The organism is Flavobacterium sp. PS2 (genome assembly GCF_046250155.1).
Classification (GTDB): Bacteria; Bacteroidota; Bacteroidia; order Flavobacteriales; family Flavobacteriaceae; genus Flavobacterium.
The window spans coordinates 2,205,080-2,230,472 of record NZ_CP176426.1; the positions used below are offsets into that span (position 1 = coordinate 2,205,080).

Below are 25,393 nucleotides of genomic sequence, written 5' to 3' on the forward strand. Positions count from 1 at the left end.
AATTAAAATATTTTTTCTCTAATTTTAAAACGACAAACTGACTATCTGTAATCTGTATATTACATTAAAAAGAAAAAAAATGAAAATCATTTGTAAAAACTGTGAAACCCCACACTATTCTAGTTTTAATTATTGTCCTCAATGTAGCCAAAAAGTCAATTTACATCGCATAAGTCCTCATGAGGTTTTTCATGAAGCCGTTCATTATTTTACACATGCCGATAAAGGGATTTTTCAACTAATTAGAGATTTGACGCTAAAAAGTGGAATTGTAGCTAAGGAATACATAAACGGAAAAAGAAAAAAATATTTCCCTCCACTTAATTTTTTCCTCCTGATTGCGGCAATATTTGTTTTTATTTCTAATATCCCAAAAGAAGTACCTCCTATAGATATTCAGAAAGAAAATCAGGAACTGAATAGCATCTCCAATCCTGCTCAGAAAGAAAAAATGATACATCTTTACGAACGAAAAGAAAAAATGCTTCATTTCATAAAAAAATATTCTAATCTAATGGCGATGATGGCCTTACCACTTACTGCCTTTTTCTTTTGGCTTTTTTACAGAAAAGAAAACTACAACTACACAGAACACCTAGTCGCCGGAATGTATATGTTAGGTTTTTGTATTTTAATCAACACATTGTTAATACTACCAATATCCTTATTATTCCACCTTTCATCTAATTACTCCACAGTACTTTTTCTTCTTTTTCAGCTCCTCTATTTTACTGTTTTCTATTATAAGTTTTTAAATAAAAACACAAAACTTCAATTCGCAAAAGCTTTTACTGTAAGTGCTTTAGGAATTATTTTTTGGGGAATTGTTTCAGGATTTACTGTTAACGCCTATATCTCTAGCGGTTTTTGGGGAATCGTATAAGAAATGAATATCAATCTAAAACAAAAAAAGCCAGACAATTATGTCTGGCTTTTTCAACTTTATTCTGAATTGTCTTAGTCTGCTAAAACAATTATTTTATTGTCTTTCATCTCGATTGTTCCTGATACGATTTCTAATGTATAGGTCTTATCATTTACTTTCGTGAATTTATCTGCTGCTTCTTTAGAGAAATTGAAACTTGTTCCTACAATTTTCACAGTCCCTTTTTGTAACAAAGAAACAATCGGCGCGTGATTATTTAAGATTTGAAAACTTCCATCTACTCCTGGTAGTGTAACCGAAGTAACTTCTCCTGAAAATAATTTTGCTTCTGGTGATACTATTTCTAAAATCATAATTCGTTATAATTGATAATTGATAATTCTCAATTGATAATTATCAATTGAATTACGCTTCTGCCAACATTTTCTCTCCAGCTTCGATAGCATCTTGAATAGAACCTTTAAGGTTAAATGCTGCTTCTGGAAGGTGATCTAGCTCACCATCAATAATCATATTAAATCCTTTGATAGTATCTTTAATGTCAACCAAAACTCCAGGAATACCTGTAAATTGTTCCGCTACGTGGAAAGGTTGAGACAAGAAACGTTGTACACGACGTGCTCTTGATACAGATAATTTATCTTCTTCAGATAACTCTTCCATACCTAGAATCGCGATGATATCTTGTAATTGTTTGTATTTTTGAAGAATTTCTTTTACTCTTTGTGCACAATCATAGTGTTCATCACCTAAAATTTGTGGAGTCAAGATTCTAGAAGTAGAATCCAATGGATCTACCGCTGGATAAATACCTAACTCAGCAATTTTACGAGACAATACAGTTGTTGCATCTAAGTGAGCAAAAGTAGTTGCTGGAGCCGGGTCAGTTAAATCATCCGCAGGTACGTAAACCGCTTGTACAGATGTAATAGATCCTTTGTTTGTAGATGTAATACGTTCCTGCATCGCACCCATTTCTGTTGCTAATGTTGGTTGGTATCCTACCGCAGATGGCATACGACCTAAAAGTGCCGATACCTCAGATCCTGCTTGTGTAAAACGGAAGATGTTATCAACGAAAAACAATACGTCTTTACCTTGATCAGTTCCTGCTCCATCACGGAAATACTCAGCGATAGATAATCCTGAAAGTGCTACACGTGCACGAGCTCCAGGTGGCTCATTCATTTGTCCGAAAACGAAAGTAGCTTTAGACTCTCTCATTCCTGGCATATCTACTTTAGATAAATCCCATCCTCCATTTTCCATAGAGTGCATGAAATCATCTCCGTATTTAATAATACCTGACTCTAACATCTCACGAAGTAAGTCATTTCCTTCACGTGTTCTTTCTCCTACTCCTGCGAATACAGAAAGTCCACCGTGACCTTTTGCGATATTGTTAATCAACTCCTGAATCAATACTGTTTTTCCAACACCTGCACCACCAAACAATCCAATTTTTCCTCCTTTTGAGTAAGGCTCAATCAAATCGATTACTTTAATACCTGTGAACAATACTTCAGATGAAGTTGATAAATCTTCGAATCTTGGTGCTGGTCTGTGAATAGACAAACCATTTTCTCCTGTTTTTGGCAAGTCCCCTAAACCATCAATTGCATCTCCGATTACATTAAATAATCGACCATATACGTCTGGACCGATTGGCATTTGGATTGGGTTTCCTGTTCCAACTACTTCATATCCACGACTCAAACCATCTGTTGAGTCCATTGATATTGTACGAACTGTATTTTCTCCGATGTGAGATTGTACTTCAAGAACTAACAATGTTCCGTCTTTTTTAGTGATTTCTAATGAATCATAAATTTTTGGAAGTTCAACATCTTTACCGTTGAAAACAACATCAACTACTGGTCCAATGATTTGGGCAACTTTTCCTATTACTTTTGACATTACTGTATGTGTTTATTAAATAGCTATTTAGGTTTAACGAAAATACCTCTTTTTTCAGAGCGCAAAGATAATTTTTAAAATATAAAATCAATAACTTTTTTTTAGAAAAATACTATATTTTTATCAGTTTACAAAAATAAGTACATCGATTGCATAAAAGTCCATCTTTACAAGGAGATAAAAAAACCACCACATTGTTAAAATGGGTGGCTTTCCTACTAAAAAAAATTGGCTTTATTGTAATATTGCTGGATATTGAATTGGATAAGTAGACAAATCAACATGTCGCAATGTGGAACCATACTTTGCATTAATGGCATCTATAAAGATATTAGCAATTAACCCGTACCCTCGTGCACTTGGATGAATTCCGTCAAGCGAAAACGCCCCTCCTGTTACATAAGCGGATGTCATATTAAAATTTCCGAAATTAAGACCTCCATTAGATAATTTTGCCATAACAGTTCTTGTATCGACAAAAGCTAACCCTTTTTCCTTAGCGATTGCTTCAATTGTTATATTATAAGCATCTGTCGCTGTACTAACTTCTTTTACTTCATCTTTTGACAACACCCAATTATCTGCCAACGGTACCGACAAACCATTTACTTTTGTTGGATCTCCACCAACTGTAGTACCTATAAATGCTCTGGAAGTCAAGACCATGAAATCTTCTTTCGTAGCTTGCCTGTAAGATGGAAGCCCGTATGCGCTAAGATCTGTTAAATAACTATCTACAATAACAACTGCATTACCATTTCCAGCTGCAAATTTTACCGTACGACGAACCGCTTCGGCTTCAGTCAGTAATCCATTTTTAACCATAGTTAACAAACCTGCATTATAAGTAGCATATCCAGAATTTAATAGTGCTACCAAAGGAGCTGTTAACGCAGCTGGATTATAAGGAACAGTTGTAAAATAAGGCAATGCATTTACGTAAGGTAAATTTGCTACTACCCCTTTAGCTCCCCCTGCCGTTAAACCTCCAACTAAAGCTGTATACACATTTGCAAATACAGTAGGATCCGTAATATCATCACTACCATAAGTAGCTGGATTAGGATTCCCTTTTTGATCTTTTCCTACTCCGCCTGATGTTGCATAACTTAAAACATCGTTTCCTCCTATAAATAAAGAGAAAAAAGTAGGCTTTTGATCTGTAGCATCCTTCAAAATAGTAGTTCCCGGTACAGTAGCGAACCGAACAAAATATGGATTTGCAGCACCTAAAGATAACCCTGCAGGATTACCATATCCTGGCGCTATTAAATGAAAGCTTTTTGCCCCAGGAACACCCAGATTATTAAAAGGTCCCGTTATGTGCGCCATAACTTCAGTTGTGGAAGCAAATGGCACAGGCGCAATCTTTGGCGTACCATCTGGATTAAATCCTAATATTGCAAATCTTGGTGGAAATTTTGGATTTGGAACACCCCCAAATAACAACCCTCCAACATTATCCGAAGTCAACGGCGTTTTAAAGTCCCCACCCCCAGCAGCAATAAACTGCTGTGATAATATATTAGCATAAGAGCCTCCCTGTCCTTTTACAAATAAGGCTCCATCACTATATCCTGCTGCAAATGAATCCCCCAAAGCTACATACTTTGTAAAAACTGCCGAACCTGGTGTTACTGGAACTTCTGCTGGTGTTGTATCTTCATCATCGTTATTACATGCTACAAAGGCTAATGAAACCAATAGTAGCCATTTAAAATTTTTTATCATGATTTGTTATTTTAATACATTAATATTCATTTTCCCAAAACTTCTTAATTCAACAAGAAGTACTTAATTATATATCTATAATTTTTATGGGTTAATTGTCCATGAAGCAAACCATTGTTGCCCTATTAAACCTGCTCCTACAACCTGAATATAATCTTTTCCAAAAATATTTGTTGCTCCAACCTTGACAACCGATTTCAACTTAGGAATTCCGTAATTTACCTGAGCATCAAACACCGTATTCTCCGGAACCATTCCATCTGCGAAAGATGCCTCCCATAAATACTCTGTATTCCATCTTATATTCATGTTAAACCCAAAATTTTTAAATAATTTTGAATTTCCTAACGAACCTTTAATTCTATGTTTTGGAGTATTAAAACCTGCAACAAATCCAGGATCTTTTGACTGATCAAAATTAAATTGTGAATAGTTGTAGTTAACACCAACCTCAAAGTCTTTATATACTTTTTTAGATAAACCAACACCAACACCAAAAGAGGTAATTTGCGCACTTGTATTTGTATAAACCTGATAAACTCTTCTATCTCCAAATGCCAACGCTTGGTAACTTTGTAATACCGCCGGATTAGTCATATCCGTTCCCACCGTTCCATAATACGGACTAATTACTCGAGCTGTATTCATGAAATTATCATAGATATTATAATATGCATTAAGATCAATTGAAAAATCTCTTACTACTGAGCGATACCCAACCTCAAAAGCTTGCACTTCTTCTGGTTTTACCAAACCAATATTAGCTACTTGTAAATCTTTTGGATTTCCCGAAGCTGCAAATGCTTGTACAGAAGCTACAGTATATGCATTATGATAAGCATTTTGTCCACTCATTTCTATCTGAGCAGGATTACCTGCAGCTTGACCAGCAGGACTCACATCTCTAATTTCTGTAAAACGATCAAGATTTTCTGCAGCAGAACCAATTAATGCAAATGGCCCTAAATCCAAACCAATATATTGATCTTGAGTTGTTGGATTTCTAAAACCTGTTTGATAAGAAACTCTAAAATTATGAACTCTTGTTGCTCCTGCTGAATATACAAATGCTACCCTTGGAGATATATTCCCTTTAAAATTCTGACTTTTGTCATAACGAACAGATCCAGTAAATTTCAATCTATCATCCATCCATTTTTTTGCCAATTGCGTATAAGCACCGTATTCTTTATAATTTAAAGGTCCGTCATAATCTGTAAAAATTGTTCCTTCAGAATTCATTAAATACTCTCTCCAAGAGCCCCCAACTTGAATTTCAGCAAATTTGACAAGGTCTTTAAAATTATAATTCACATCTGAATGATATAATTTAGAGTGATCAATAAATTTAGCTCCTTGTGTTAAATCTGGATTACTTACCACATTAGCAAATGCACTTTTAAACTGAGGAGAACCTGGTTCAAATCTTGCAGATCTTGGAGCACTTGGATTATTAGGGTCAATATTTGGTGATAGCCCTAAACCTGGCGAAACGTTATAATCTGCAAAATTTCTAGCATAATTTGCAGCATCATTTGCATTAAGACCTAATACTGCCGATGATAATTGAAATGATTTAGCATAATCTGTAAACCAGTTTGTATCTGATTTAGCTGCTCTATTTACATTCCAACCAGCAAAACGCATATCATACGAATCTCCAGCATCTTCTGTAGTCATATAAACTCTCGCAAAGAAATTCTTTCCTTTAATTTCTAATTTGGTTTGATCCATAAAGAAATTTTTCAAAGAATATCTATTTGCTCCTTGATAAATAGTACTTCCTACACCTACCTTATACTGAAGTATAATCTCAGTTTCACTTTCCCATGGTTTAAGATGCATAGCAAAATCTGCCTTTATACTTTTAGATTTATTATCATTTAAATCTTTTTCATGATATCCCGTTCTACTTACCTGCCCTACATTAGAAAGAAAGGTAGTAACTTCATCTCCATAAATATTTAATCCATCATAATTTTGATTATTTGCATGACCAATAGAACCCCCAGTCATACTTCTTTGATCATCAGCTATCCACTCAGTAGCGCTTATATAATTAAAGTTTGCCTTCAGTGCAAAATGTTTGGTAAATGCTGTAGCCGCTCTAAACCCAAAATCAACATAATCATTTGTTCCTGCAACATCTTGAGATGTTTGACCATATTTAAAATAAGTACTAATTCCTTGATTTGTAAAAGGACTTTTACTATTCATAAACAAAATACCATTAAAAGCATTAGCTCCATAAAGTGCAGACGATGCTCCAGGCAAAAGCTCCACACTTGCAACATCTAAATCATTTAGACCAATTAAGTTTCCTAATACAAAGTTCAATGCAGGAGAAGAGTTATCCATACCATCAACCAATTGCATAAAACGAGTATTAGCAACAGTTGCAAAACCTCTCGTATTTACCGATTTAAACGAGATACTACTAGTATTAAAGATAACCTCTTTCATATTCTCCAATCCTTCGTAAAAAGACGGAGCCGTTGTATTTCTTATTTCCTGAAGCCCCATTCTCTCAATTGTAACAGGCGACTCAATAATTCTTTCTGGAGTTCTCGAAGCCGAAACTACAATCTCGTTTAACATTGTTCTTTCTTCCGCTAACGACACAATAACTTTTTGCGAAGCCGAAGTAACATTAACCGTTTTCGTTTCATAGCCTACTGCCGTAACCTTAATTGTAAAAGGAAAATTTTTTGAGGACTTTAAAGTAAATGATCCGTCAAAATCAGTAGAGGTACTACTGGACTCTCCAACAACGTTAATATTAGCCCCTGGAATCGATTGATTTTTATTATCGGTAACGGAACCTGAAATTGTACTCTGCGCAAAAGAAACGCCGCAGAAGAACAATGATAGAATAAGTAAATACATTCTCATTTGGTTAGATTTAGTTGGTTTATATTGCCAAAGTACAAATATTTTTGATATTACTAAAAATTTGTTAAAAAAAATTAATTTTCTTTATTTTTTTAGCAACAAAAATACATTTTTCACATTGCTGTTTTTTAAACTTTTGACAACTATAAAGCCCTAACTCATTGAAATATACTATGCATACATATTATTTTTAACAAAAAATTGAATATTCTACAAAAATGAATTCTTATTTTTTTGACATAAAAAAAAGCGAGATATAAATCTCGCTTTTTCAAACACTTATGTTTTATTTTTTGTTTTACTCTACAGTAACTGACTTAGCCAAGTTTCTTGGTTGATCAACATTACAACCTCTCATAACTGCTATGTGATAAGATAAAAGTTGCAACGGAATTGTAGTAATTAATGGCGATAAAGCATCTGATGTTTCAGGAATTTCAATCACATAATCCGCTAATTCACGTACTTGTGTATCTCCCTTAGTAACTACAGCGATGATTTTTCCACTTCTGGATTTTATTTCCTGAATATTACTTACAATTTTATCGTAATGTCCTTGCTTAGGCGCAATTACAATTACTGGCATTTGCTCATCTATTAAAGCAATTGGTCCGTGCTTCATTTCTGCCGCAGGATAACCCTCAGCATGGATATACGAGATTTCTTTTAGCTTTAAAGCTCCTTCTAGCGCCACAGGAAAGTTATAACCTCTTCCTAAGTACAAACAATTTGGAGAATCTTTAAAAACAGCTGCAATTTCTTTAGCAACATCATTAGTTTCTAAAACTTCTTTTACCTTGTCTGGTATAAGCTCTAATTCTTGTAAATATCTATGAAAATCTGGATTAGACAATGTTCCTTTTGCTTTTGCTAAACGCAAAGCAATCATTGTTAACACAGTAATTTGAGTTGTAAATGCTTTTGTAGATGCAACTCCAATCTCTGGACCTGCATGAGTATAAGCACCTGCATGAGTTTCTCTAGAAATAGATGAACCAACAACATTACAAACACCAAATACAAATGCCCCATGTTCTTTTGCTAATTTAATAGCTGCCATTGTATCTGCAGTTTCTCCCGATTGAGAGATTGCAATAACAACATCTGTTTTATTGATGATAGGATTACGGTATCTAAATTCCGAAGCATATTCAACCTCTACTGGAATTCGGGCAAATTCCTCAAAGATATATTCTGCAACTAAACCTGCATGCCATGAAGTACCACAAGCAACAATAATAATTCTGTCAGCATTAAGAAATTTTTCCAAATTATCTTCAACACCTGCTAGCTGAACAATTCCTTCATTTGCATGAAGTCTTCCTCTATAAGTGTCTTTTATAACGCTTGGTTGTTCGTATATTTCTTTAAGCATGAAATGGTCGTAACCTCCTTTTTCAATTTGCTCCAAATTCATTTGAAGTTCTTGAATATAAGGATCAACCAAAGAATCATCTTTAATTTTTCTGATTTTAATTGGCTTATGCAATCTGATATTAGCCATTTCACCATCTTCCAGATAAACTGCATTTGTAGTATATTCGATAAAAGGAGAAGCATCAGATGCAATAAAATATTCACCTTCTCCAACACCAATTGCTAACGGGCTACCTAATCTGGCAGCAACAATTTCATTTGGATTTTTTCTATCAAATACTGCAATAGCATAAGCACCTACAACTTGGTTTAATGCAACCTGAACTGCTTTACCTAGTTTAAGATTTTCTTGCTTTTGAACATCTTCAATCAAATTCACCAATACTTCAGTATCTGTATCTGAATGAAAAATGTATCCTCTTTTTTTCAACTCTTCTTTAAGCGGAGCATAGTTTTCAATAATACCATTATGTATTATCGCCAAGTCTCCTGAGTTTGACAAATGAGGATGCGAATTCACATCATTAGGAACACCATGTGTTGCCCAACGCGTATGTCCTATTCCTATAGTTCCGTTTGTCGTAAAATTATCTTTAGCCTTAGCTTCAAGATCCGAAACTTTACCTTTTGTTTTACAAAGTTTAACTGCTTCTCCGTCATATAACATAACGCCAGCACTATCGTATCCTCTGTATTCGAGTCGTTTTAGTCCTTTAATTACAATAGGATACGCCTCTCTATATCCTATATATCCAACAATTCCACACATATCTATTTAAATTAATTTGGTTTCGTGTAGTAAATCTGAAGTTTCAATCTCTTATCAGCTGCCGCAGGAGTTCCTCCATAAAGAATTGTCCCTAACGGATTCAAAACAGATGCTCTCGGAGCTGCAGTAAAAGGAATTTCAGGCCTAGCAGTTATTTTTTTATCTGAATCTCTTAATTTATTAGAAGTGATTGTATTTATATCCTCTGTAACTACAATCCCCATCTTTACATTAGTTGAATCCTTATATTTTATCAAATTTCTAACATGATTAGTAATTCTGATTTTATAACTGGTACCTCTTTTACTTGTTGGATCAACATTTATAATACCACTAAAAATCTGTTTTGCTTTTTTCACATCAGTAGAAGCACTTGAAGTTCCATCATTATAATAATCAACAATAGGTCGATTATTATTAAAATCGTACAAATAAATTCTGTTTGGTTCTGAGCTATTCTTCATAGCATCCGAATCAATATTAAAAACTAAATTCGCTTCATTAATCAACCACCCTTTACTTCTAATTTCATCCAACTCTCCTGGCGCAAAAAGCTCTAACACTGCCATTGATCCTTCTCCTCCTTTTAAATACAGTTTATCATCACCTGTAACTTTAGGAGTAGTTATTGCAGTATTATAATTAGCACTTGTATTACTTTGATTTAAAAGATTTACCGTATTACCAGTTAAATTAAGAACAAGCGTTTTTGACTCCATTGTTCCCTCTGGATCTGTTGTTATAACAGTCTTTGCTTTATAATAAATTGTTATTTTACCTTTCTTAAAATCCATCATTGCCATATTTCCAGGATCACTACCAGACTTATCAATATTAAAATATAATCCTCTGAAATAATTTTTAAAAACATCATTTGTAGCTAAATTAGATGCTGAAGCTTTTAAAATTCTATCTTCAAAATAAGTTTTATCTAATTTTAATCTCATTGCTGGAGCACTCCTTGTAACAGTCAACTTTCCAGTAGCATCACTTGTACTTTCTCTAATTTCATTTGGACTAAAAACAAATGCATCATTATTCAATGGATTTGAAGCATTATTCAAACGACTAGCAACTTTAGCATTATAAAAATCAGAATTTTGATTCGTATAAAAAAGCTGCTTATTCTGAAAATTATTACTTGGATCTAAATCCGCCATATAATAACCCGACTCATAAATACTTAGCTTTATTTTAGACAAATCAGGACCATATATTGAATCCAATTTATAAACACTACTTCCATCTGTATTTTGCGCCGTCATATGACTAAAATATGGAACACTTAACACAATACTATCCGCAACTGGGCTTGCGCCAATAACCGGAGCCACAGCTGCTAATGTCAACTGAGTAGCAAAATTAGCCGTTGTAATACCAAATGCTGGATTATCATAAATCCCTAATTGATTTATATTTAAATTATTAGATTGTATTGGAAATATTTGTTGATTATAAGCTACAACATTTGAATTATATATCGCTAAATCAAAGTGATTATCACCAATTAAATCATCACCAATAACATTGAAATCCTTATCGCAAGAATATAAAAGAACAACGCTTGCAACTAAAAGTATTTTCTTAAAAAAAGAAGTATTATACATGTGTAATAAAAAAGTTAAATTTTAAAGAATCTCGTTTTTATAAAAATTTGTATACGCTTCTGCGAATGCATCTTTTGCGGCGAAAGGTAAAAAAGGTTTTCCCGAAGATTCTATAAATTTTGTTAAACTTGAAGATAGGTTATTTGAAGCTATAATTACTCCATCAGAATGAAGAATACTTGCCTTTAAAATATTTTCATAATTTGGAATCTCTAAGTCTGAAACGGCTTCATGTGGAATACCATCAAACTTTACCTTCTTAATCATTTCAGGGTCTAATGTTTCATCAAACGATTGCGTATAAACAGACGTTACAATCTTGGTTTCAGAAAATAACGCTTCATGTTTATAATAATGTTTCATATAAATAGGCAACATTGCTGCCATCCATCCATGTACATGAATAATATCTGGAACCCAGTTTAATTTCTTAACGGTTTCAACAACTCCTTTTGCAAAGAAAATTGCTCGTTCGTCATTATCTGGATACATCACGCCTTCTTCATCGGCAAAGGTTGCTTTCCTTTTAAAATACTCATCGTTATCTATAAAGTAAACCTGAATTCTCTCCTTTGGGATAGATGCTACCTTAATAATCAATGGCATATCTAAGTCGTTCACTACCAAATTCATGCCTGAAAGCCTGATTACTTCGTGCAACTGGTGTCTTCTTTCATTGATATTCCCATATCTTGGCATGAAAATTCTTATCTGTCCGCCTTGATCATTAATCATTTTTGGCACATCATAAGACATTAAAGAAACCTCATTTTCAGCCAAATAAGGCACGACTTCAGATGATACATACAATATCCTCTTATCTTTCATAATAGTAATTTGCTTAATTTTTGGTAATAAAAACGATGCAAAATTACAAAATTTTATGCAGTTATTAACTAATATATTATGTTTGCACTAAATTTTAATAATACCACCATGCATATTTTCTACGGTAAAGTTGCTTTAATAGCTTATTTAAAAACTATTAAAACCGAAAATTCGAGTGTTGGTTTCGTACCAACCATGGGCGCTTTACACCAAGGTCACCTAGCATTAATGCAACGATCATTGAACGAAAATGATGACACAGTTGTAAGTATTTTTGTAAATCCAACACAGTTTAACAACCAAGAAGATTTAGCAAAATACCCCCGAACTCTAGACGAAGATGTAAAAAAAATGCGCACATTAAGCGATAAAATAATTTTATACGCTCCAACTGTCGAAGATATTTACGAAGGTCATACTGTTTCTCAATCCTTTGATTTCGACGGATTAGAAAACCAAATGGAGGGAAAATTCAGGCCTGGGCATTTTAATGGCGTAGGTACAATTGTAAAACGTTTATTCGAGATTATCACTCCTACAAACGCTTATTTTGGAGAAAAAGATTTCCAGCAATTACAAATTGTAAAGAAAATGGTCGAAAAAAACCATTTACCAGTAAATGTAGTTGGTTGCCCTATTTTTAGAGAATCAAACCAATTAGCAATGAGCTCCAGAAACGAACGTTTAACACCCGATGAACGTCAGGAAGCAGCTATAATTTACAAAACCTTAACCGAAGCAAAAGAAATATTTCAGACTAAAAGTCCCGAAGAAACAATTGAATTTGTAGAAAATTCCTTCAAAGACAATGATAAGTTTGAATTAGAATATTTCGTAATTGCCGATGAATCTACATTATTACCTATAGAACACAAAAATAAAGACAAAAATTACCGCGCATTTATAGCAGTATTTGTTAATTCTATTAGGTTGATTGACACTATTTCATTAAATTAATTTACTTTTGTAGCATGCAAATTCAAGTAGTAAAATCAAAAATACACCGTGTAAAAGTAACTGGAGCCGATCTTAATTATATTGGCAGCATTACTATTGACGAAGCCTTACTAGACGCCTCAAATATTATTGAAGGTGAAAAAGTAGCAATTGTGAACATCAATAATGGCGAACGTTTTGAAACGTATGCTATTAAAGGAGAACGAAATTCGGGCGAAATAACCCTAAATGGTCCTGCAGCAAGAAAAGTACAAAAAGATGATATCATCATAATCATTTCTTACGCAACATTGGAGTTTGAAGAAGCCAAAACCTTCAAACCATGGATCGTTTTCCCAAATGAAAATGACAATTCGTTGACATAAATCCATTTCTTAACAAATAAAATCATCCTTTTTCAAAGTTAAAATTTGTAAAAGGATTTTTGTCGTATCTATAAGCCAACTAATCAACATTGCTTTGCCAATTTGCAATTAACAAGTATTAAATAAGAAAAATAAAGTACTATATTGCTACTCTATTTTAACAATCTTAAAATTTCAGAAATCCCAAATTATGAAAAAAGTTTACCTACTACTTCTTTTTATTTCAATTACAGCTTTTTCTCAAAGAAAAACAGAAACAATTAATTCAACATCATTAGAAGAAACAAGAACCATTACTGTAGAATTACCTGCTTCTTACGAAAATAATAAAACCAGAAATTACCCAGTTCTTTATTTATTCGATGGAGAATATCTTCTTGATCCATTTAGTGGTGCTTTAAAATATGGTACCTATTGGGATGATTTACCAGAAGTTATTATTGTAGCTATTCATCAAAATAAAAATGATGAACGCGAAGACGATTCTACCTTCGACGGAATCAATGGTTTACCTTTTGAAAAAGGAGCTAAATTTTTCGAATTTGTCGCGGGAGAAGTAATCCCTTTAGTGGAAAGAAAATACCGTACTGCCCCGTTCCGAATTATTGCAGGTCATGGTGTAACTGCAGGTTATTTGAATTTTTTCTTGTATAAAGAAGTTCCTTTGTTTAATGCCTTTATCTCTATGAGTCCAGAATTGGCAACTCAAATGGAAGTACGTGTTCCTGAAAAATTTGCTAAATTAAAAACACCTTTATTTTATTATCTATCCGCTGCCGATGGAGATGTTAAAAAGACAAAAGAACCTATTCAAAAACTAGATCAAAACATCAAAATAGCCAACAATCCTTTAATAAATTACAAATACGATTTATTTAAAAATACCACTTATTATTCAGTGGTTTTATACTCGATTCCAAATGCTTTAAATCAAATTTTTGATGCATACAAACCTATAAATTTAGCGGAGTATAATGACAAAATAGTTATTCTTAAATCTGGTTATGTTGATTATCTAAGAAACAAATACGATATCATCACAAAAACATTAGGTGTAGAAATGCCTGTTCGAATGAATGATTATATAGCAGTAGAAACCGCTATTTTAAAAAACAATGCTTACGACGAATTGGGTATATTAGCCGAAATCGCCAATACAAGCTATCCTAAAGCAATGCTAGGCGAATATGAATTAGGATTGATGTATGAAAAAATGGGTGATGCAAAAAGAGCTTCAAAAAAATATCAAAACGCTTCCCAAATGGAGCCTATTGGTAAATTAAACAAAGACTTGATGTATGACAAAATAGATGAAATGAACGGTCTTATTAAAAAGAAATAATGTCAAAAGTTAAAACAACATTTTTTTGCCAGAATTGTGGCGCCCAATATTCCAAATGGCAAGGGCAATGTAATTCGTGCAAAGAATGGAATACCATAGCCGAGGAAATTATCCAAAAACAAGAAAAAGTTGCTTGGAAGAGCGAACCTACACCTAGTGGCAAGGCTCCTCGCCCTTTACGAATAAACGAAATAGATTCGACTCAGGAAGTTCGTATGGACACAACTGACGGCGAATTAAACCGTGTTCTTGGTGGTGGTATTGTTCCTGGTTCATTGACTCTTTTAGGAGGAGAACCCGGAATTGGAAAAAGTACACTTTTGCTTCAAGTTTCATTACAACTACCTTATAAAACTCTTTACGTTTCGGGAGAAGAAAGCCAGAAACAAATAAAAATGCGTGCCGAAAGAATCACGCCAAATGGTGACAATTGCTACATTCTTACCGAAACCAAAACCCAGAATATCTTCAAACAAATTGAAGCTATTCAGCCCGAGATAGTAATTATCGATTCTATCCAAACGCTTCATACGGATTATATCGAATCAACAGCCGGAAGTATCTCTCAAATTAGAGAAACTACTGCTGAGTTAATCAAGTTTGCCAAAGAAACCAATATTCCTGTTATCCTGATTGGGCATATTACCAAAGACGGAAACATAGCAGGTCCTAAGATTTTGGAACACATGGTCGATACGGTTTTACAATTTGAAGGAGACAGAAATCATGTATATCGTATTTTACGATCACTTAAAAACCGTTTTGGATCTACTGCCGAATTAGGAATTTACGAAATGCTGGGAAGTGGTTTAAGAGAAGTAAGTAATCCGTCCGAAATATTAATTTCGCACAAAGACGAAGAATTATCAGGAACAGCAATTGCTTCGACACTCGAAGGAATGCGTCCGCTAATGATCGAGATACAATCCTTAGTAAGTACCGCTGTTTATGGAACACCTCAACGAAGTACTACAGGATATAATGCCAAAAGATTAAACATGATTTTGGCTGTTTTAGAAAAAAGAGCAGGATTTCGCCTGGGAGCAAAAGATGTATTCCTGAATGTAACTGGAGGTATTTCTGTAGATGATCCTGCGATAGATCTTGCTGTCGTTGCAGCTATTTTATCCTCAAATGAAGATATTCCTGTAACTAAAGGTTTTTGTTTTGCGGGAGAAGTTGGTTTATCAGGTGAAATTCGTCCTGTAAATCGTGTAGACCAACGCATACAAGAAGCAGAAAAATTAGGATTTTCGACTATTTTTGTATCTAAATACAATAAAATTGCATTAAAAAATACAGGAATAAAAATTGAGCTTGTTGCTAAAATCGAAGATGTAGCCAGTATTCTTTTTGGTTAATCCAACAATTTATATTTTAAAAATCTCGCTCAGAACCTTAATTTAATAAGATTTTGAGCGAGATTTTTTTATAAAGCAATTACTAAAATTTTGGTGCACTAAAACTTCCCTCGGTAATTGTAAATGTTTTTCCATCTCTTGATCCAGAAAAACTAAATGTCCCTGCGATTTTTTTATCACTTTTCTCCGTAATATTCACAGTTCCTGATGTTGCACTAATATTATTTATTTCAGGTTTAAAACTAAAATTTGCTTGGTAGGTAGTTGTAAGATTTGATAAATCATATACAATTGGATGACTTCCTGTTGTAAAATCCAAAGGCAGCCATATAGAAATACTTTTAAAAGTATCATCAATTCCCTCATACCCCATTATATTTATGCTTCCTGAAGTAATTATAGCAGGGTTAAAATTATAAGCAACCCCATTATATTTAAATTTAATATACCCTTCTGCACTAGTGCTTTCCTCTACATTATCTTCTGATGAATTGTCACTGCTGCAAGAAGATGATACTACTAGTGAAAAGATGGCAACAGCCATAAACATAAATTTCTTTAAAGTTTTCATTTAAACTGATTTTAATTATTAATAATCCTGCAAATATATAAGATTTGTACTATGAAAAATACATTATTTGAAAAGCTGCAAAATTGAATCAAAATATACATACTGAATAAGGAAACTTTTGCGTCAACTTTTCCAATTCTTTAATGGATTTTTATTTTCTTTATAGACTGATAATTCTAATTCAGATAATAGAAGCCGAATTATTTCAAATAGCAATTCAATTTATGAAGTTTCCAAAACAAAAAATATTCAAAGCATTCCTAATACTTACATTAGTCTTGGTGGTACTTTTTTTAGGATTTTACTTTTTTAGAAATGCCCTTTTGCATAAAGCTATAGCGAAGGTCTCCGATAAAATGAACAAAGAATACAACAGTACGTTTTCGGTGAAAACCGCTTCTTTTGATGGGCTTTCGGGGATAAAACTAACCAATGTAATCTTGGTACCAAAAAATGCAGATACGCTTTGTAATATTCACAATATAGAAACCAGTATTAGTTTATCGCATTTATTGGTGGGAGATATCCAGATTGGAACTTTAAAAATCGACAGAGGCTTTATACAATTAGTAAAAAAGGGAAATATCAAGAACTTTGATGCATTCTTAAAAAAAGACAGTACTAATACTTCTAAAAACGAAAAAAGAGAATACGCTGCGTATGCCTATAGAATAATATCAAAATTATTAAATCTTGTTCCTACCGATATGAAGTTGGAAAATTTAATTTTTAAGATTGATGATAATGGTAAGAAAGCACAAATTGCAATAAATAAATTAGCTTTAGTCGATAAAGAACTCGAGACCAATTTACATGTTCAAACCAATACATTCGATCAACGCTGGAACATAAAAGGATTTGCTGACCCAAGGAATAAAAAAGCCGATATCCGCTTTTTTAATCTTGATACAGGAGCAATAAGAGTACCTTACATTGATGACCGCTTTAATATGCTAGCTAGTTTTGACTCTATACGATTGAATATTGAGAACATTAAAAAAGACGGAAGCGAACTTCATATTGATGGTTATTCCTCTATCACAAATTTAAAAATTAACCATGCCAGAATTGCCAGCAAAGATGTTGTTATAAAAAATGCCCGTTTTGATTATCGTTTCCTATTGGGTTCAGATTTTATTTCGATAGATAGCACATCGACCGTTCAGTTAAACAAGATAAAGTTCCATCCTTATGTATCCTATAATACCCAATCGGATACTATTTATACTCTTAAAGTTGCCATTCCTAAAATGAAAGCGCAAGATTTTATTGTTTCATTACCAGATGGTTTGTTTACTCATTTTCAAGGTATGGAAGCTACAGGAAATTTCGATTATAAACTTGATTTTAAATTCAACAAAAACAAGCCAAACAGCTTAGTTTTTGATAGTAAATTAAACAAAGAGAACCTTGTTATTACCAAATATGGTGAAGCAAACCTTACCAAATTAAATGGTGAATTTGTATATCGTGCCATTATAAAAAATGTATTGCAAAGACCAATTTTAGTAGGTGCAGGAAATCCAAATTATACCCCGATTGAACAAATCTCTCCGTATCTCCAAAAATGTGTTTTAACTACCGAAGATCCTTCGTTCTTTTCTCATCGTGGTTTTATTAATGAAGCTTTTAAACAATCGATATTAAAAAACATCCGAACCAAAAAGTTTTCTCGTGGTGCAAGTACCATAAGTATGCAGCTAATAAAGAATGTTTTCCTTACCCGAGAAAAAACGTTGTCACGCAAACTCGAAGAGATTTTACTGGTTTATATACTCGAAAATAATCGTGTAGTAAGTAAACAACGTATGCTCGAAGTATATTTTAATATCATCGAATGGGGACCAAATGTATATGGAATTGGCGAAGCAAGCCGTTTTTATTTCCAGAAAAGTCCGTCAGATTTAAGTCTTAACGAATGTTTATTTCTGGCTACGATTATTCCAAGTCCAAGAAAGTTTACTTACCAATTTAATGACCAGGGAAATTTGAAAGATTACGCTATCAGAAATCAAAAATTCCTAAGCAATATTATGTTACGTCGTGGTGTTTTAACTTCTGAAGATACTATTAACAGATTACCCGTTTACATTTCGGGAAATGCTCGCTCGCTATTGCGAATAAAAGCACCCGATTCTACAGCAGTTCCTGTAGATTCTATGTCTATAGATGATGAGTTTGATCTTTAAATCTTTTTAGTAGATACTTCAAGGTTTCGGTAACCTAGCAGCATGATATATATGATCGGTTGCTAACGCGAGCGTCTCGCTCGTGAGCATGAAGTCATTTCGTCCTTAAATAAGTTTACATATTTATACTTGATTTTGATTGTGTTCACGAGCGAGACGCTCGCGTCAGCAAAAGTCAAAAATATTTTAAAATCCTTATTTAAAATTCTTCAGAAAATCTTCTTTATATGTTGGGGAAACTTCAATTTCGGCTCCGTCATTTAGCGTTATGATTCCGCCTTTGTTATATGCTTTTACGCAATTTATATTAATGATGTGCGATTTATGAACTCGTATAAATGGTAAGGGTAAAATTTCGGAAAAGTGCTTTAAGAATCGACAAACCATTTTCTTATTTCCGTTATTTAGGTATAAATCGGTGAAGTTTCCATTGCCTTTTAATCGGACAATTTCTTCCATTTTAACCACTTCAAAACCTTCTAATGTTGGTAAGATTACTTGTTGCTTTTCGGGTTTGGTTTCATGAAAATTCTCAACGATAATTTTGTTTCTATTAAAAATTTCATTGTTCATAACCTGATGATGCACTTTGTTTACTGCAACAATTAGTTCTTCGATACTAATGGGTTTTAGCAAATAATAAGCAGCACTTTGGTTTAAAGCCTTTAATGAATATTCGGAAAAAGCCGTAACAAAAATCGTTTCAAAGTGTAAATCCTTGCAAGCTTCGAGAACATCAAAAGCATTCCCGAAAGGCATTTCTACATCCAGAAAAACCAATTGTGGTTGTAGTTCATGCAATAACGGAACAGCTTCTTTTATATTCTGTGCTTCGCCAATAACCTCAACTTGCGGACAATATTTACTCAAATAATTTTTGAGTACTTCTCGTGCTGCAAGTTCGTCTTCGACAATTACACTTTTTATCTTCTGGAAAGTCATCATAATTTATCTATTAACGGAAAAACAATTCTAACAATTGTTCCTGTTTCTGGCATTTCTTTTTCGATAATTTCAAAAGAAATATTCTTTTTATACAATTCGTTCAGCAAACCAATACGTTCTTTTGTATTGCTTAATCCTCGGGATTCATGTGCTTTTTGATTACTGGTTTTTAGTTCACGACTTTTGGTTAAACCAATACCGTTATCTTCTATAGTAACCACAACTTTTTCGGTTACAAAATCAAAATTAAGATTCAAAAATCCCTTTTTATCAAGATAACGCAATCCGTGCCAAATTGCATTTTCCAGATGTGGCTGAATAATCATATTGGGAACCAAAACAGTTTCGGCATCCAAAGCTTCACTAACACTAATTTTAAAATCGAATTTGTCCTGAAAACGCAAATGTTCTAAGTCCAGGTATTTCTTTAATTGTTCAATTTCTTTATCTAATGTGATGAAATCTTTATTGGAGTTTTCCATCATATTTCGCATTAGATTAGAATAAGAGGTCAGGTATTTATTGGCTTCTAATTCTTTATTTTCCGAAATAAACTGATTCACACTATTCAAACTATTAAAGATAAAATGCGGATTCATTTCTCGTCTGAGCGACTGCAAAGCGATTTCTTTATTTTTAGTTTTTATCGAATACAAGGCTTTTACAATAAACAAGAATAAAAGCAAGAGCAATAATATAGAACCTAAAAGAAAATAATTGAAGGTGTTTTTCTTTGTAATTAATTCATCTTTTAAGGTTTTTTCTTTTTCTAACTGACGAATTTTATCTTCGGTTACCTGAAACGTTTTTGCATCAATTAGCGTAGTATCAGATTGGATTAGTTCGTCAAAATTCTTAAAGAACTGCTCATATAAAGCAATACTTTCTTTATCGTTTCCTTTGGTTTTGTAATACGCTATTAAAGCCGACAAACTTTTCTTTGCCTCGGTAGAATTTCCATTTTTAGATGCTAAATCATAGGCTTCTTTAAGCGACAGAATGGCTTTCTTAGGCTCTTCTTTTTTAAAATAAAGTTTTGCCAAAGATTGCAATTGCTTGATTTGTGTGATGAAATCTTGTTTGGTTTTGGCTTCCGCCAAAAGTCTTTCGTTTATGCCAATCGCTTTCTCAAACTGATTATCCGAAGCATATACTTTGGCTATTTCATTTTTAATCTTAATGACTTCTTCCGGTTTATCTTTTGCGTAAGCTAGCGCTTTATTGTAACTCTCGATTGCAACTATTTTATTTTGCTGTTGTAGAGAATTCTCCGCTTTTTGAACATATGCCGCAGATACCTCATCGATTTTATTCTCTTTTTTAAGTAACTCAATATTAGAATTTACATATCCTGCTTGCGTAATCGGGTTTGCTTGTGTGCGCAATCGGTTAGCGTCATTCTGGTTTATTTTTTCCTCACTTTTATCTTCTGAAATAGCCCCAGCCGCTTCATAATTTTTTATTGCCGAATCAAACTTTTTCTGGTTCTCTTGTACTTTGGCAATACTTCTTGTTACTCGTATTTTATCTTCTGCAAGATTTTGTTTGGTATAACTTGCTAATGCTTTTTTATAATATTCTTCGGCTTTTGCATTATCCCCTTTATTAAGGAATTCATTAGCTAAGCGTTCATAATTTTGACCTATTTGCGTTTCATCATTTACATCCAATGATTTTTGTAATTCTTTAGATACTTTGCTCATTTTGGAAATTGGCACTGCTTTTTTCTTGGCAAGAGAATCCTGTGCCACTACTCCAAACGGAAGTAACAACATTAGAAATAAAGAAAAAACAACTACTAAACGGCTCATATATTTTATCTTCTTTTAAATCTTAGTGCCTTAATTTCTTAGCACCTCAGAACCTTCAAAAACAATACTGTAAAGTAAAGTATTTTATATTCCGTTTACAACTCGTTTCACCAAGTGAAAATACCGTTTCACCATTTCTGCAAAAAACGAACTCTTTAAGTTTATAAGTTTGGTCTATAATCACAATCTAAAACATAGGAAATCATGAAAACATCAATCCTTATCTCAGCGCTTTTAGCAACTACATTCTCTTTTGCAAATAGCAATTATACTAATGCAAACTTCAAGAAGAATACTAAAATTGAAAAACCAATAACTGCAGAAAAAACCAAAATACAAGTTGCATTATTATTAGATACTTCTAGTAGTATGGATGGATTAATTGACCAAGCAAAATCCCGACTTTGGAATATTGTGAACACTTTGACAACTTTAAAATACAATGGACAAAATCCCGATATCGAAATTGCTCTGTATGAATATGGCAATGACGGTTTATCTAAACAATCTAATTATATCCGACAAATAGCACCACTTTCGACCGATTTGGATTTGATTTCGGAAAAACTGTTTTCTCTAAGTACAAATGGTGGTAACGAATACTGCGGAGCTGTGATTCAGGATGCTACCAAACAATTAAAATGGGCAAAGGACAACAACAATATGAAGCTAATTTATATTGCAGGAAACGAAGAATTTAATCAGGGTGGAATTAATTATAAAGAAGCCATAAGCAATGCTTTAAAGAATGATATTTATGTAAATACTATTTATTGTGGCGATAAAACCCAAGGTATAAATGAATTATGGAAAGATGGTGCTGATTATGGAAAAGGCAAATACTTTAATATTGATTCCAACCAAACGGTTCGTTATATAGTAACTCCTTATGATGAGGAAATTACTAAATGCAATGAAAAAATCAATAAAACTTATATTGGTTATGGTTCAAAAGGCTCTGAGAAAAAAATGAATCAGGAAAAACAAGACAGAAATGCTCAGGGAGTTTCTGCATCTAATTATGCCGAGCGTGCAGTGAGTAAATCTAAAGCTGTTTATAAAAACGATAGTTGGGATCTAGTTGATAAAGTAAAAGATGACGCTACAGCTATTTCGAAAATAAAAAAAGAAGAATTGCCTGCTGAACTTCAGAATAAGTCTACTGCCGAATTAAAAGTAATTGTTGCGCAAAAAACCAAAGAAAGAGAAAATATTCAAAAGGAAATTAGCGAACTTGCTAAAAAACGTCAAGGCTATATAGATACCGAAGCAAAAAAGACAAAAAAACAAGATGATTTGGGTAATGCCATAAACACATCGATTGTTGCTCTTGCAAAAGTTAAAGGATATACTGTTGAGAAATAAATAAAGTGTGAAAAATAAATTATTTAAGAACATGAAAAAGAGTATCCTCTTTTTGATTTTTATAGGAATTTTTTCTGTTAGTTTTAAATGCATACATAAAGAAGAAAATCTTATAACACCTAGCTCAAAATCTTCTTCAAAAGAAAAACTAGAAAGCCAGATAAACAAAATTAAAAAGTTTGTAAACACATCTTCGAAATACAATACCGAAGTTGGCTTTTTTATCGATATGGGAATTGCTTCTGGCAAGAAACGCTTTTTTATATATGATTTAAAAAACGATAAACTAATTAACAAAGGTTTGGTTGGTCATGGTTCTGGTTCGGAAACCGGAATTCCTGGAAAGTTAAAATTTAGCAACGTAAATAATTCGCTTTCTACCTCGTTAGGAAAATACTCGATTGGGTATTCGTATGAAGGCACTTTTGGGAAGGCCTACAAGTTATACGGATTAGACAAGACCAACGATAATGCTTTTGATAGAAATGTGGTTTTACATAAATATAAGGATGTCCCTTTTGAAGAACAAATAAATCCTATTTGCAACAGTTATGGATGCCCGATGGTAAATGAAAAATTTTTTGGTGTAGTTGAAGACATAATTGATAACTCTAAAAAGAAAATCATTCTCGTTATCTACTATTAAAAAACCATTCAAATTTTCGTTATTTGTAATCCTTATTCCCCTAAACAAACAATTTAAATATTAAACTCATGATAAAAAAAATAGTAACATCAGCTTTATTATTGATTGGCGCAATTGCATTTGCCCAAAAGCCAATCTTTACAACGGCTAAAGTAAAAGCCGCAACAGTATATTTTAATGCTGCCGAAATTTCGCAAACTGCAAGCGCTAATCTTCCGTTAGGAACAAGCGAGATTGTGATAAAAAATGTAGCTGTAGACTTAAATGAAAATTCTATACAAATAGGAACTCCTTCGACAGTAACGGTACTTTCGGTTCAGTTTACTAATAATTATATCTCCGAATATGAAGTAGATACTAAATCCCCTGCTTTAAAAAGAGTTAGAGATAGTATTGTTTTGGTTCAGAAAGAGCTTCAGAAAGTTAATAACACGATAAATTCTGAAACAAAAACGATTCAACTTTTAGATAAAAATCAACAAATTTCGGGTGTGAATTCTGGTTTGAATGTTACTGAATTAATGAAAATGGTTGAGTATTATAAAAACAAGCAAATCGAAATTGCCAATACTATTAATACACTTACTGAGAAGCAACAAAAGCTTAACGAAACACTTCAAAAACTAAATAATAAACTTGAAGTTGATACGAGTAAAGAAGAGAAAACCTCATCGGGAAAACTAATCGTTCAGGTTATGAATGAAGTTGCAGGTGCTGTGCCATTGGATATTTCGTACTTAACAAATAATGCTACCTGGACTCCGTTTTATGACCTACGTGCCGAAAGTGTTACATCGCCTATTAATATGATGTACAAAGCTCAGGTAATCCAAAATACAGGTATCGATTGGAAAAAAGTAAAACTTACTTTATCTAGTGGTTATCCTAACCAGAATAATCAAGCACCGATACTAAGTTCTTGGTTTTTGAGAAATAATAATATTAGTCAACCATATGCTTACCAACAAAAAAGTGTAATGAATCAACTGCAAGGAAGAGTTGCAGAAGACAATGCATTAATGGAAACTGTAGTTGTAGCACCAGTTGCAATGAAGAAATCATCTGTTTCAGATTACACGACTGTCGAAGAGAATCAACTTAATGTTTCTTTTGATATTGATATTCCTTATGATATTTTATCTAACGGAAAAGTTCATAGCGTATCTCTAAAAGAAATAAAATTACCTTCATCATATAAATATTACGCTGCACCAAGAGTAGAAAGCGAAGCTTTCCTTCTTGCTGAAATTGCCGATTATAGCAAATACAATTTGTTAAGAGGTGAAGCCAATATCATTTTTGAAGGGATGTATGTAGGTAAAACTTTTATCGAACCAAACCAAACCAGCGATACTTTAAATTTAAGTATGGGCCGTGACAAAAAGGTATCTATAAAACGTGAAAAAGTAGCCGACAAATCGGGAACTAAGTTTTTATCTTCTAAAAAAGAACAGACTTTTACTTACGATATCACTGTAAGAAACAACAAGAAAGAAGCTATTGAACTTTTATTAAAAGACCAATATCCTTTGACTACGAATAAAGAAATCGAAGTTGAATTATTACAAAATGATGGTGCAAAAGTAAATTCCGAAACTGGAATCTTGACTTGGCAATTACAAATGAAACCTAATGAAATCAAGAAATTCCGAATTAGCTATAAAGTAAGATATCCTAAAGATCAGGTATTAAATTTATAAATCTCTTTCAAAATAAAATCCCGATACAATTAAACGTGTATCGGGATTTTTATTTTAATATCTCCAGTAATGCTTAATATGGAACGCTGATAAAACGGATTCGCTAAGGCGAAAACGCAGATAAAAACAGATTT

Annotated in this window: 19 protein-coding genes; 9 read left to right on the forward strand and 10 right to left on the reverse strand. The window is 33.1% G+C overall.

Annotated features, from left to right (window positions below; translation table 11 throughout):
* Positions 1-79: 79 nt before the first annotated feature.
* Positions 80-883: a DUF3667 domain-containing protein gene (locus ACJ6WR_RS09430; protein ID WP_409417677.1), complete on the forward strand. Its 804-nt coding sequence runs from the start codon at positions 80-82 to the stop codon at positions 881-883.
* A gap of 74 nt (positions 884-957) precedes the next feature.
* On the opposite strand, the gene ACJ6WR_RS09435 is transcribed toward ACJ6WR_RS09430, so the two are convergent.
* From ACJ6WR_RS09435 to ACJ6WR_RS09465, 7 genes are all read right to left on the reverse strand, one after another.
* Complete coding sequence (locus ACJ6WR_RS09435; RefSeq protein ID WP_039113235.1) at positions 958-1,239, reverse strand: F0F1 ATP synthase subunit epsilon; 282 nt, start codon at positions 1,237-1,239, stop codon at positions 958-960.
* Between the two features lie 52 nt (positions 1,240-1,291).
* Positions 1,292-2,803, reverse strand: a complete 1,512-nt coding sequence (gene atpD, locus ACJ6WR_RS09440) for a F0F1 ATP synthase subunit beta (RefSeq protein ID WP_039113236.1) — start codon at positions 2,801-2,803, stop codon at positions 1,292-1,294.
* Between the two features lie 234 nt (positions 2,804-3,037).
* A complete protein-coding gene (locus ACJ6WR_RS09445; protein WP_409417678.1) occupies positions 3,038-4,534 on the reverse strand; it encodes a G-D-S-L family lipolytic protein in 1,497 nt (498 codons plus the stop codon).
* Positions 4,535-4,618: 84 nt separating this feature from the next.
* Positions 4,619-7,426, reverse strand: a complete 2,808-nt coding sequence (locus tag ACJ6WR_RS09450) for a TonB-dependent receptor domain-containing protein (RefSeq protein WP_409417679.1) — start codon at positions 7,424-7,426, stop codon at positions 4,619-4,621.
* 298 nt (positions 7,427-7,724) lie between these two features.
* Positions 7,725-9,572: a glutamine--fructose-6-phosphate transaminase (isomerizing) gene (gene glmS / locus ACJ6WR_RS09455; protein ID WP_039113239.1), complete on the reverse strand. Its 1,848-nt coding sequence runs from the start codon at positions 9,570-9,572 to the stop codon at positions 7,725-7,727.
* A gap of 11 nt (positions 9,573-9,583) precedes the next feature.
* Entirely contained in the window at positions 9,584-11,179 is a 1,596-nt protein-coding gene (locus tag ACJ6WR_RS09460) for a DUF4270 domain-containing protein (RefSeq protein WP_409417680.1), read from the reverse strand.
* Between the two features lie 21 nt (positions 11,180-11,200).
* Positions 11,201-12,007, reverse strand: a complete 807-nt coding sequence (locus tag ACJ6WR_RS09465; protein WP_039113242.1) for a glycogen/starch synthase — start codon at positions 12,005-12,007, stop codon at positions 11,201-11,203.
* A gap of 78 nt (positions 12,008-12,085) precedes the next feature.
* Between ACJ6WR_RS09465 and panC the strand changes: the two genes are divergently transcribed.
* From panC to radA, 4 genes are all read left to right on the forward strand, one after another.
* Positions 12,086-12,964, forward strand: a complete 879-nt coding sequence (gene panC / locus ACJ6WR_RS09470; RefSeq protein ID WP_086894966.1) for a pantoate--beta-alanine ligase — start codon at positions 12,086-12,088, stop codon at positions 12,962-12,964.
* 14 nt (positions 12,965-12,978) lie between these two features.
* On the forward strand, positions 12,979-13,329 hold the full coding sequence (gene panD, locus ACJ6WR_RS09475; protein WP_035623468.1) for an aspartate 1-decarboxylase: 351 nt from the start codon (positions 12,979-12,981) through the stop codon (positions 13,327-13,329).
* Between the two features lie 190 nt (positions 13,330-13,519).
* On the forward strand, positions 13,520-14,671 hold the full coding sequence (locus ACJ6WR_RS09480) for an alpha/beta hydrolase (RefSeq protein WP_409417681.1): 1,152 nt from the start codon (positions 13,520-13,522) through the stop codon (positions 14,669-14,671).
* Positions 14,671-16,032, forward strand: a complete 1,362-nt coding sequence (radA, locus tag ACJ6WR_RS09485; RefSeq protein WP_039113245.1) for a DNA repair protein RadA — start codon at positions 14,671-14,673, stop codon at positions 16,030-16,032. Before ACJ6WR_RS09480 ends, radA begins: the two co-directional genes overlap by 1 nt.
* A gap of 82 nt (positions 16,033-16,114) precedes the next feature.
* On the opposite strand, the gene ACJ6WR_RS09490 is transcribed toward radA, so the two are convergent.
* Complete coding sequence (locus tag ACJ6WR_RS09490; RefSeq protein WP_039118142.1) at positions 16,115-16,603, reverse strand: DUF6252 family protein; 489 nt, start codon at positions 16,601-16,603, stop codon at positions 16,115-16,117.
* Positions 16,604-16,827: 224 nt separating this feature from the next.
* On the opposite strand from ACJ6WR_RS09490, the gene ACJ6WR_RS09495 reads away from it, so the two are divergent.
* The gene (locus tag ACJ6WR_RS09495) at positions 16,828-18,792 is read left to right on the forward strand and encodes a biosynthetic peptidoglycan transglycosylase (RefSeq protein WP_409417682.1); all 1,965 of its coding nucleotides are present in this window, start codon (positions 16,828-16,830) and stop codon (positions 18,790-18,792) included.
* Between the two features lie 195 nt (positions 18,793-18,987).
* Here ACJ6WR_RS09495 and ACJ6WR_RS09500 read toward each other — a convergent pair whose 3' ends face one another.
* Together ACJ6WR_RS09500 and ACJ6WR_RS09505 are read right to left on the reverse strand one after the other, a co-directional pair.
* Complete coding sequence (locus ACJ6WR_RS09500; protein WP_409417683.1) at positions 18,988-19,737, reverse strand: LytR/AlgR family response regulator transcription factor; 750 nt, start codon at positions 19,735-19,737, stop codon at positions 18,988-18,990.
* Positions 19,734-21,548, reverse strand: a complete 1,815-nt coding sequence (locus ACJ6WR_RS09505; RefSeq protein WP_409417684.1) for a histidine kinase — start codon at positions 21,546-21,548, stop codon at positions 19,734-19,736. Before ACJ6WR_RS09505 ends, ACJ6WR_RS09500 begins: the two co-directional genes overlap by 4 nt.
* A 204-nt stretch (positions 21,549-21,752) precedes the next feature.
* Between ACJ6WR_RS09505 and ACJ6WR_RS09510 the strand changes: the two genes are divergently transcribed.
* The 3 genes from ACJ6WR_RS09510 (at position 21,753) to ACJ6WR_RS09520 (ending at position 25,259) form a co-directional block, all read left to right on the forward strand.
* Positions 21,753-22,913, forward strand: a complete 1,161-nt coding sequence (locus ACJ6WR_RS09510) for a vWA domain-containing protein (RefSeq protein WP_409417685.1) — start codon at positions 21,753-21,755, stop codon at positions 22,911-22,913.
* A gap of 31 nt (positions 22,914-22,944) precedes the next feature.
* Entirely contained in the window at positions 22,945-23,559 is a 615-nt protein-coding gene (locus tag ACJ6WR_RS09515) for a murein L,D-transpeptidase catalytic domain-containing protein (RefSeq protein WP_409417686.1), read from the forward strand.
* 68 nt (positions 23,560-23,627) lie between these two features.
* On the forward strand, positions 23,628-25,259 hold the full coding sequence (locus ACJ6WR_RS09520) for a DUF4139 domain-containing protein (RefSeq protein ID WP_409417687.1): 1,632 nt from the start codon (positions 23,628-23,630) through the stop codon (positions 25,257-25,259).
* Positions 25,260-25,393: the final 134 nt, after the last annotated feature.

Coding starts and splice junctions, on each gene's coding strand:
- ACJ6WR_RS09450 (WP_409417679.1), bottom strand. CDS start 7,426: ATGAGAATGTATTTACTTATTCTATCATTGTTCTTCTGCGGCGTTTCT.
- ACJ6WR_RS09435 (WP_039113235.1), bottom strand. CDS start 1,239: ATGATTTTAGAAATAGTATCACCAGAAGCAAAATTATTTTCAGGAGAA.
- atpD (WP_039113236.1), bottom strand. CDS start 2,803: ATGTCAAAAGTAATAGGAAAAGTTGCCCAAATCATTGGACCAGTAGTT.
- ACJ6WR_RS09510 (WP_409417685.1), top strand. CDS start 21,753: ATGAAAACATCAATCCTTATCTCAGCGCTTTTAGCAACTACATTCTCT.
- ACJ6WR_RS09480 (WP_409417681.1), top strand. CDS start 13,520: ATGAAAAAAGTTTACCTACTACTTCTTTTTATTTCAATTACAGCTTTT.
- ACJ6WR_RS09520 (WP_409417687.1), top strand. CDS start 23,628: ATGATAAAAAAAATAGTAACATCAGCTTTATTATTGATTGGCGCAATT.
- panD (WP_035623468.1), top strand. CDS start 12,979: ATGCAAATTCAAGTAGTAAAATCAAAAATACACCGTGTAAAAGTAACT.
- ACJ6WR_RS09500 (WP_409417683.1), bottom strand. CDS start 19,737: ATGATGACTTTCCAGAAGATAAAAAGTGTAATTGTCGAAGACGAACTT.
- ACJ6WR_RS09515 (WP_409417686.1), top strand. CDS start 22,945: ATGAAAAAGAGTATCCTCTTTTTGATTTTTATAGGAATTTTTTCTGTT.
- panC (WP_086894966.1), top strand. CDS start 12,086: ATGTTTGCACTAAATTTTAATAATACCACCATGCATATTTTCTACGGT.
- ACJ6WR_RS09445 (WP_409417678.1), bottom strand. CDS start 4,534: ATGATAAAAAATTTTAAATGGCTACTATTGGTTTCATTAGCCTTTGTA.
- ACJ6WR_RS09495 (WP_409417682.1), top strand. CDS start 16,828: ATGAAGTTTCCAAAACAAAAAATATTCAAAGCATTCCTAATACTTACA.
- ACJ6WR_RS09430 (WP_409417677.1), top strand. CDS start 80: ATGAAAATCATTTGTAAAAACTGTGAAACCCCACACTATTCTAGTTTT.
- ACJ6WR_RS09505 (WP_409417684.1), bottom strand. CDS start 21,548: ATGAGCCGTTTAGTAGTTGTTTTTTCTTTATTTCTAATGTTGTTACTT.
- glmS (WP_039113239.1), bottom strand. CDS start 9,572: ATGTGTGGAATTGTTGGATATATAGGATATAGAGAGGCGTATCCTATT.
- ACJ6WR_RS09460 (WP_409417680.1), bottom strand. CDS start 11,179: ATGTATAATACTTCTTTTTTTAAGAAAATACTTTTAGTTGCAAGCGTT.
- ACJ6WR_RS09490 (WP_039118142.1), bottom strand. CDS start 16,603: ATGAAAACTTTAAAGAAATTTATGTTTATGGCTGTTGCCATCTTTTCA.
- ACJ6WR_RS09465 (WP_039113242.1), bottom strand. CDS start 12,007: ATGAAAGATAAGAGGATATTGTATGTATCATCTGAAGTCGTGCCTTAT.
- radA (WP_039113245.1), top strand. CDS start 14,671: ATGTCAAAAGTTAAAACAACATTTTTTTGCCAGAATTGTGGCGCCCAA.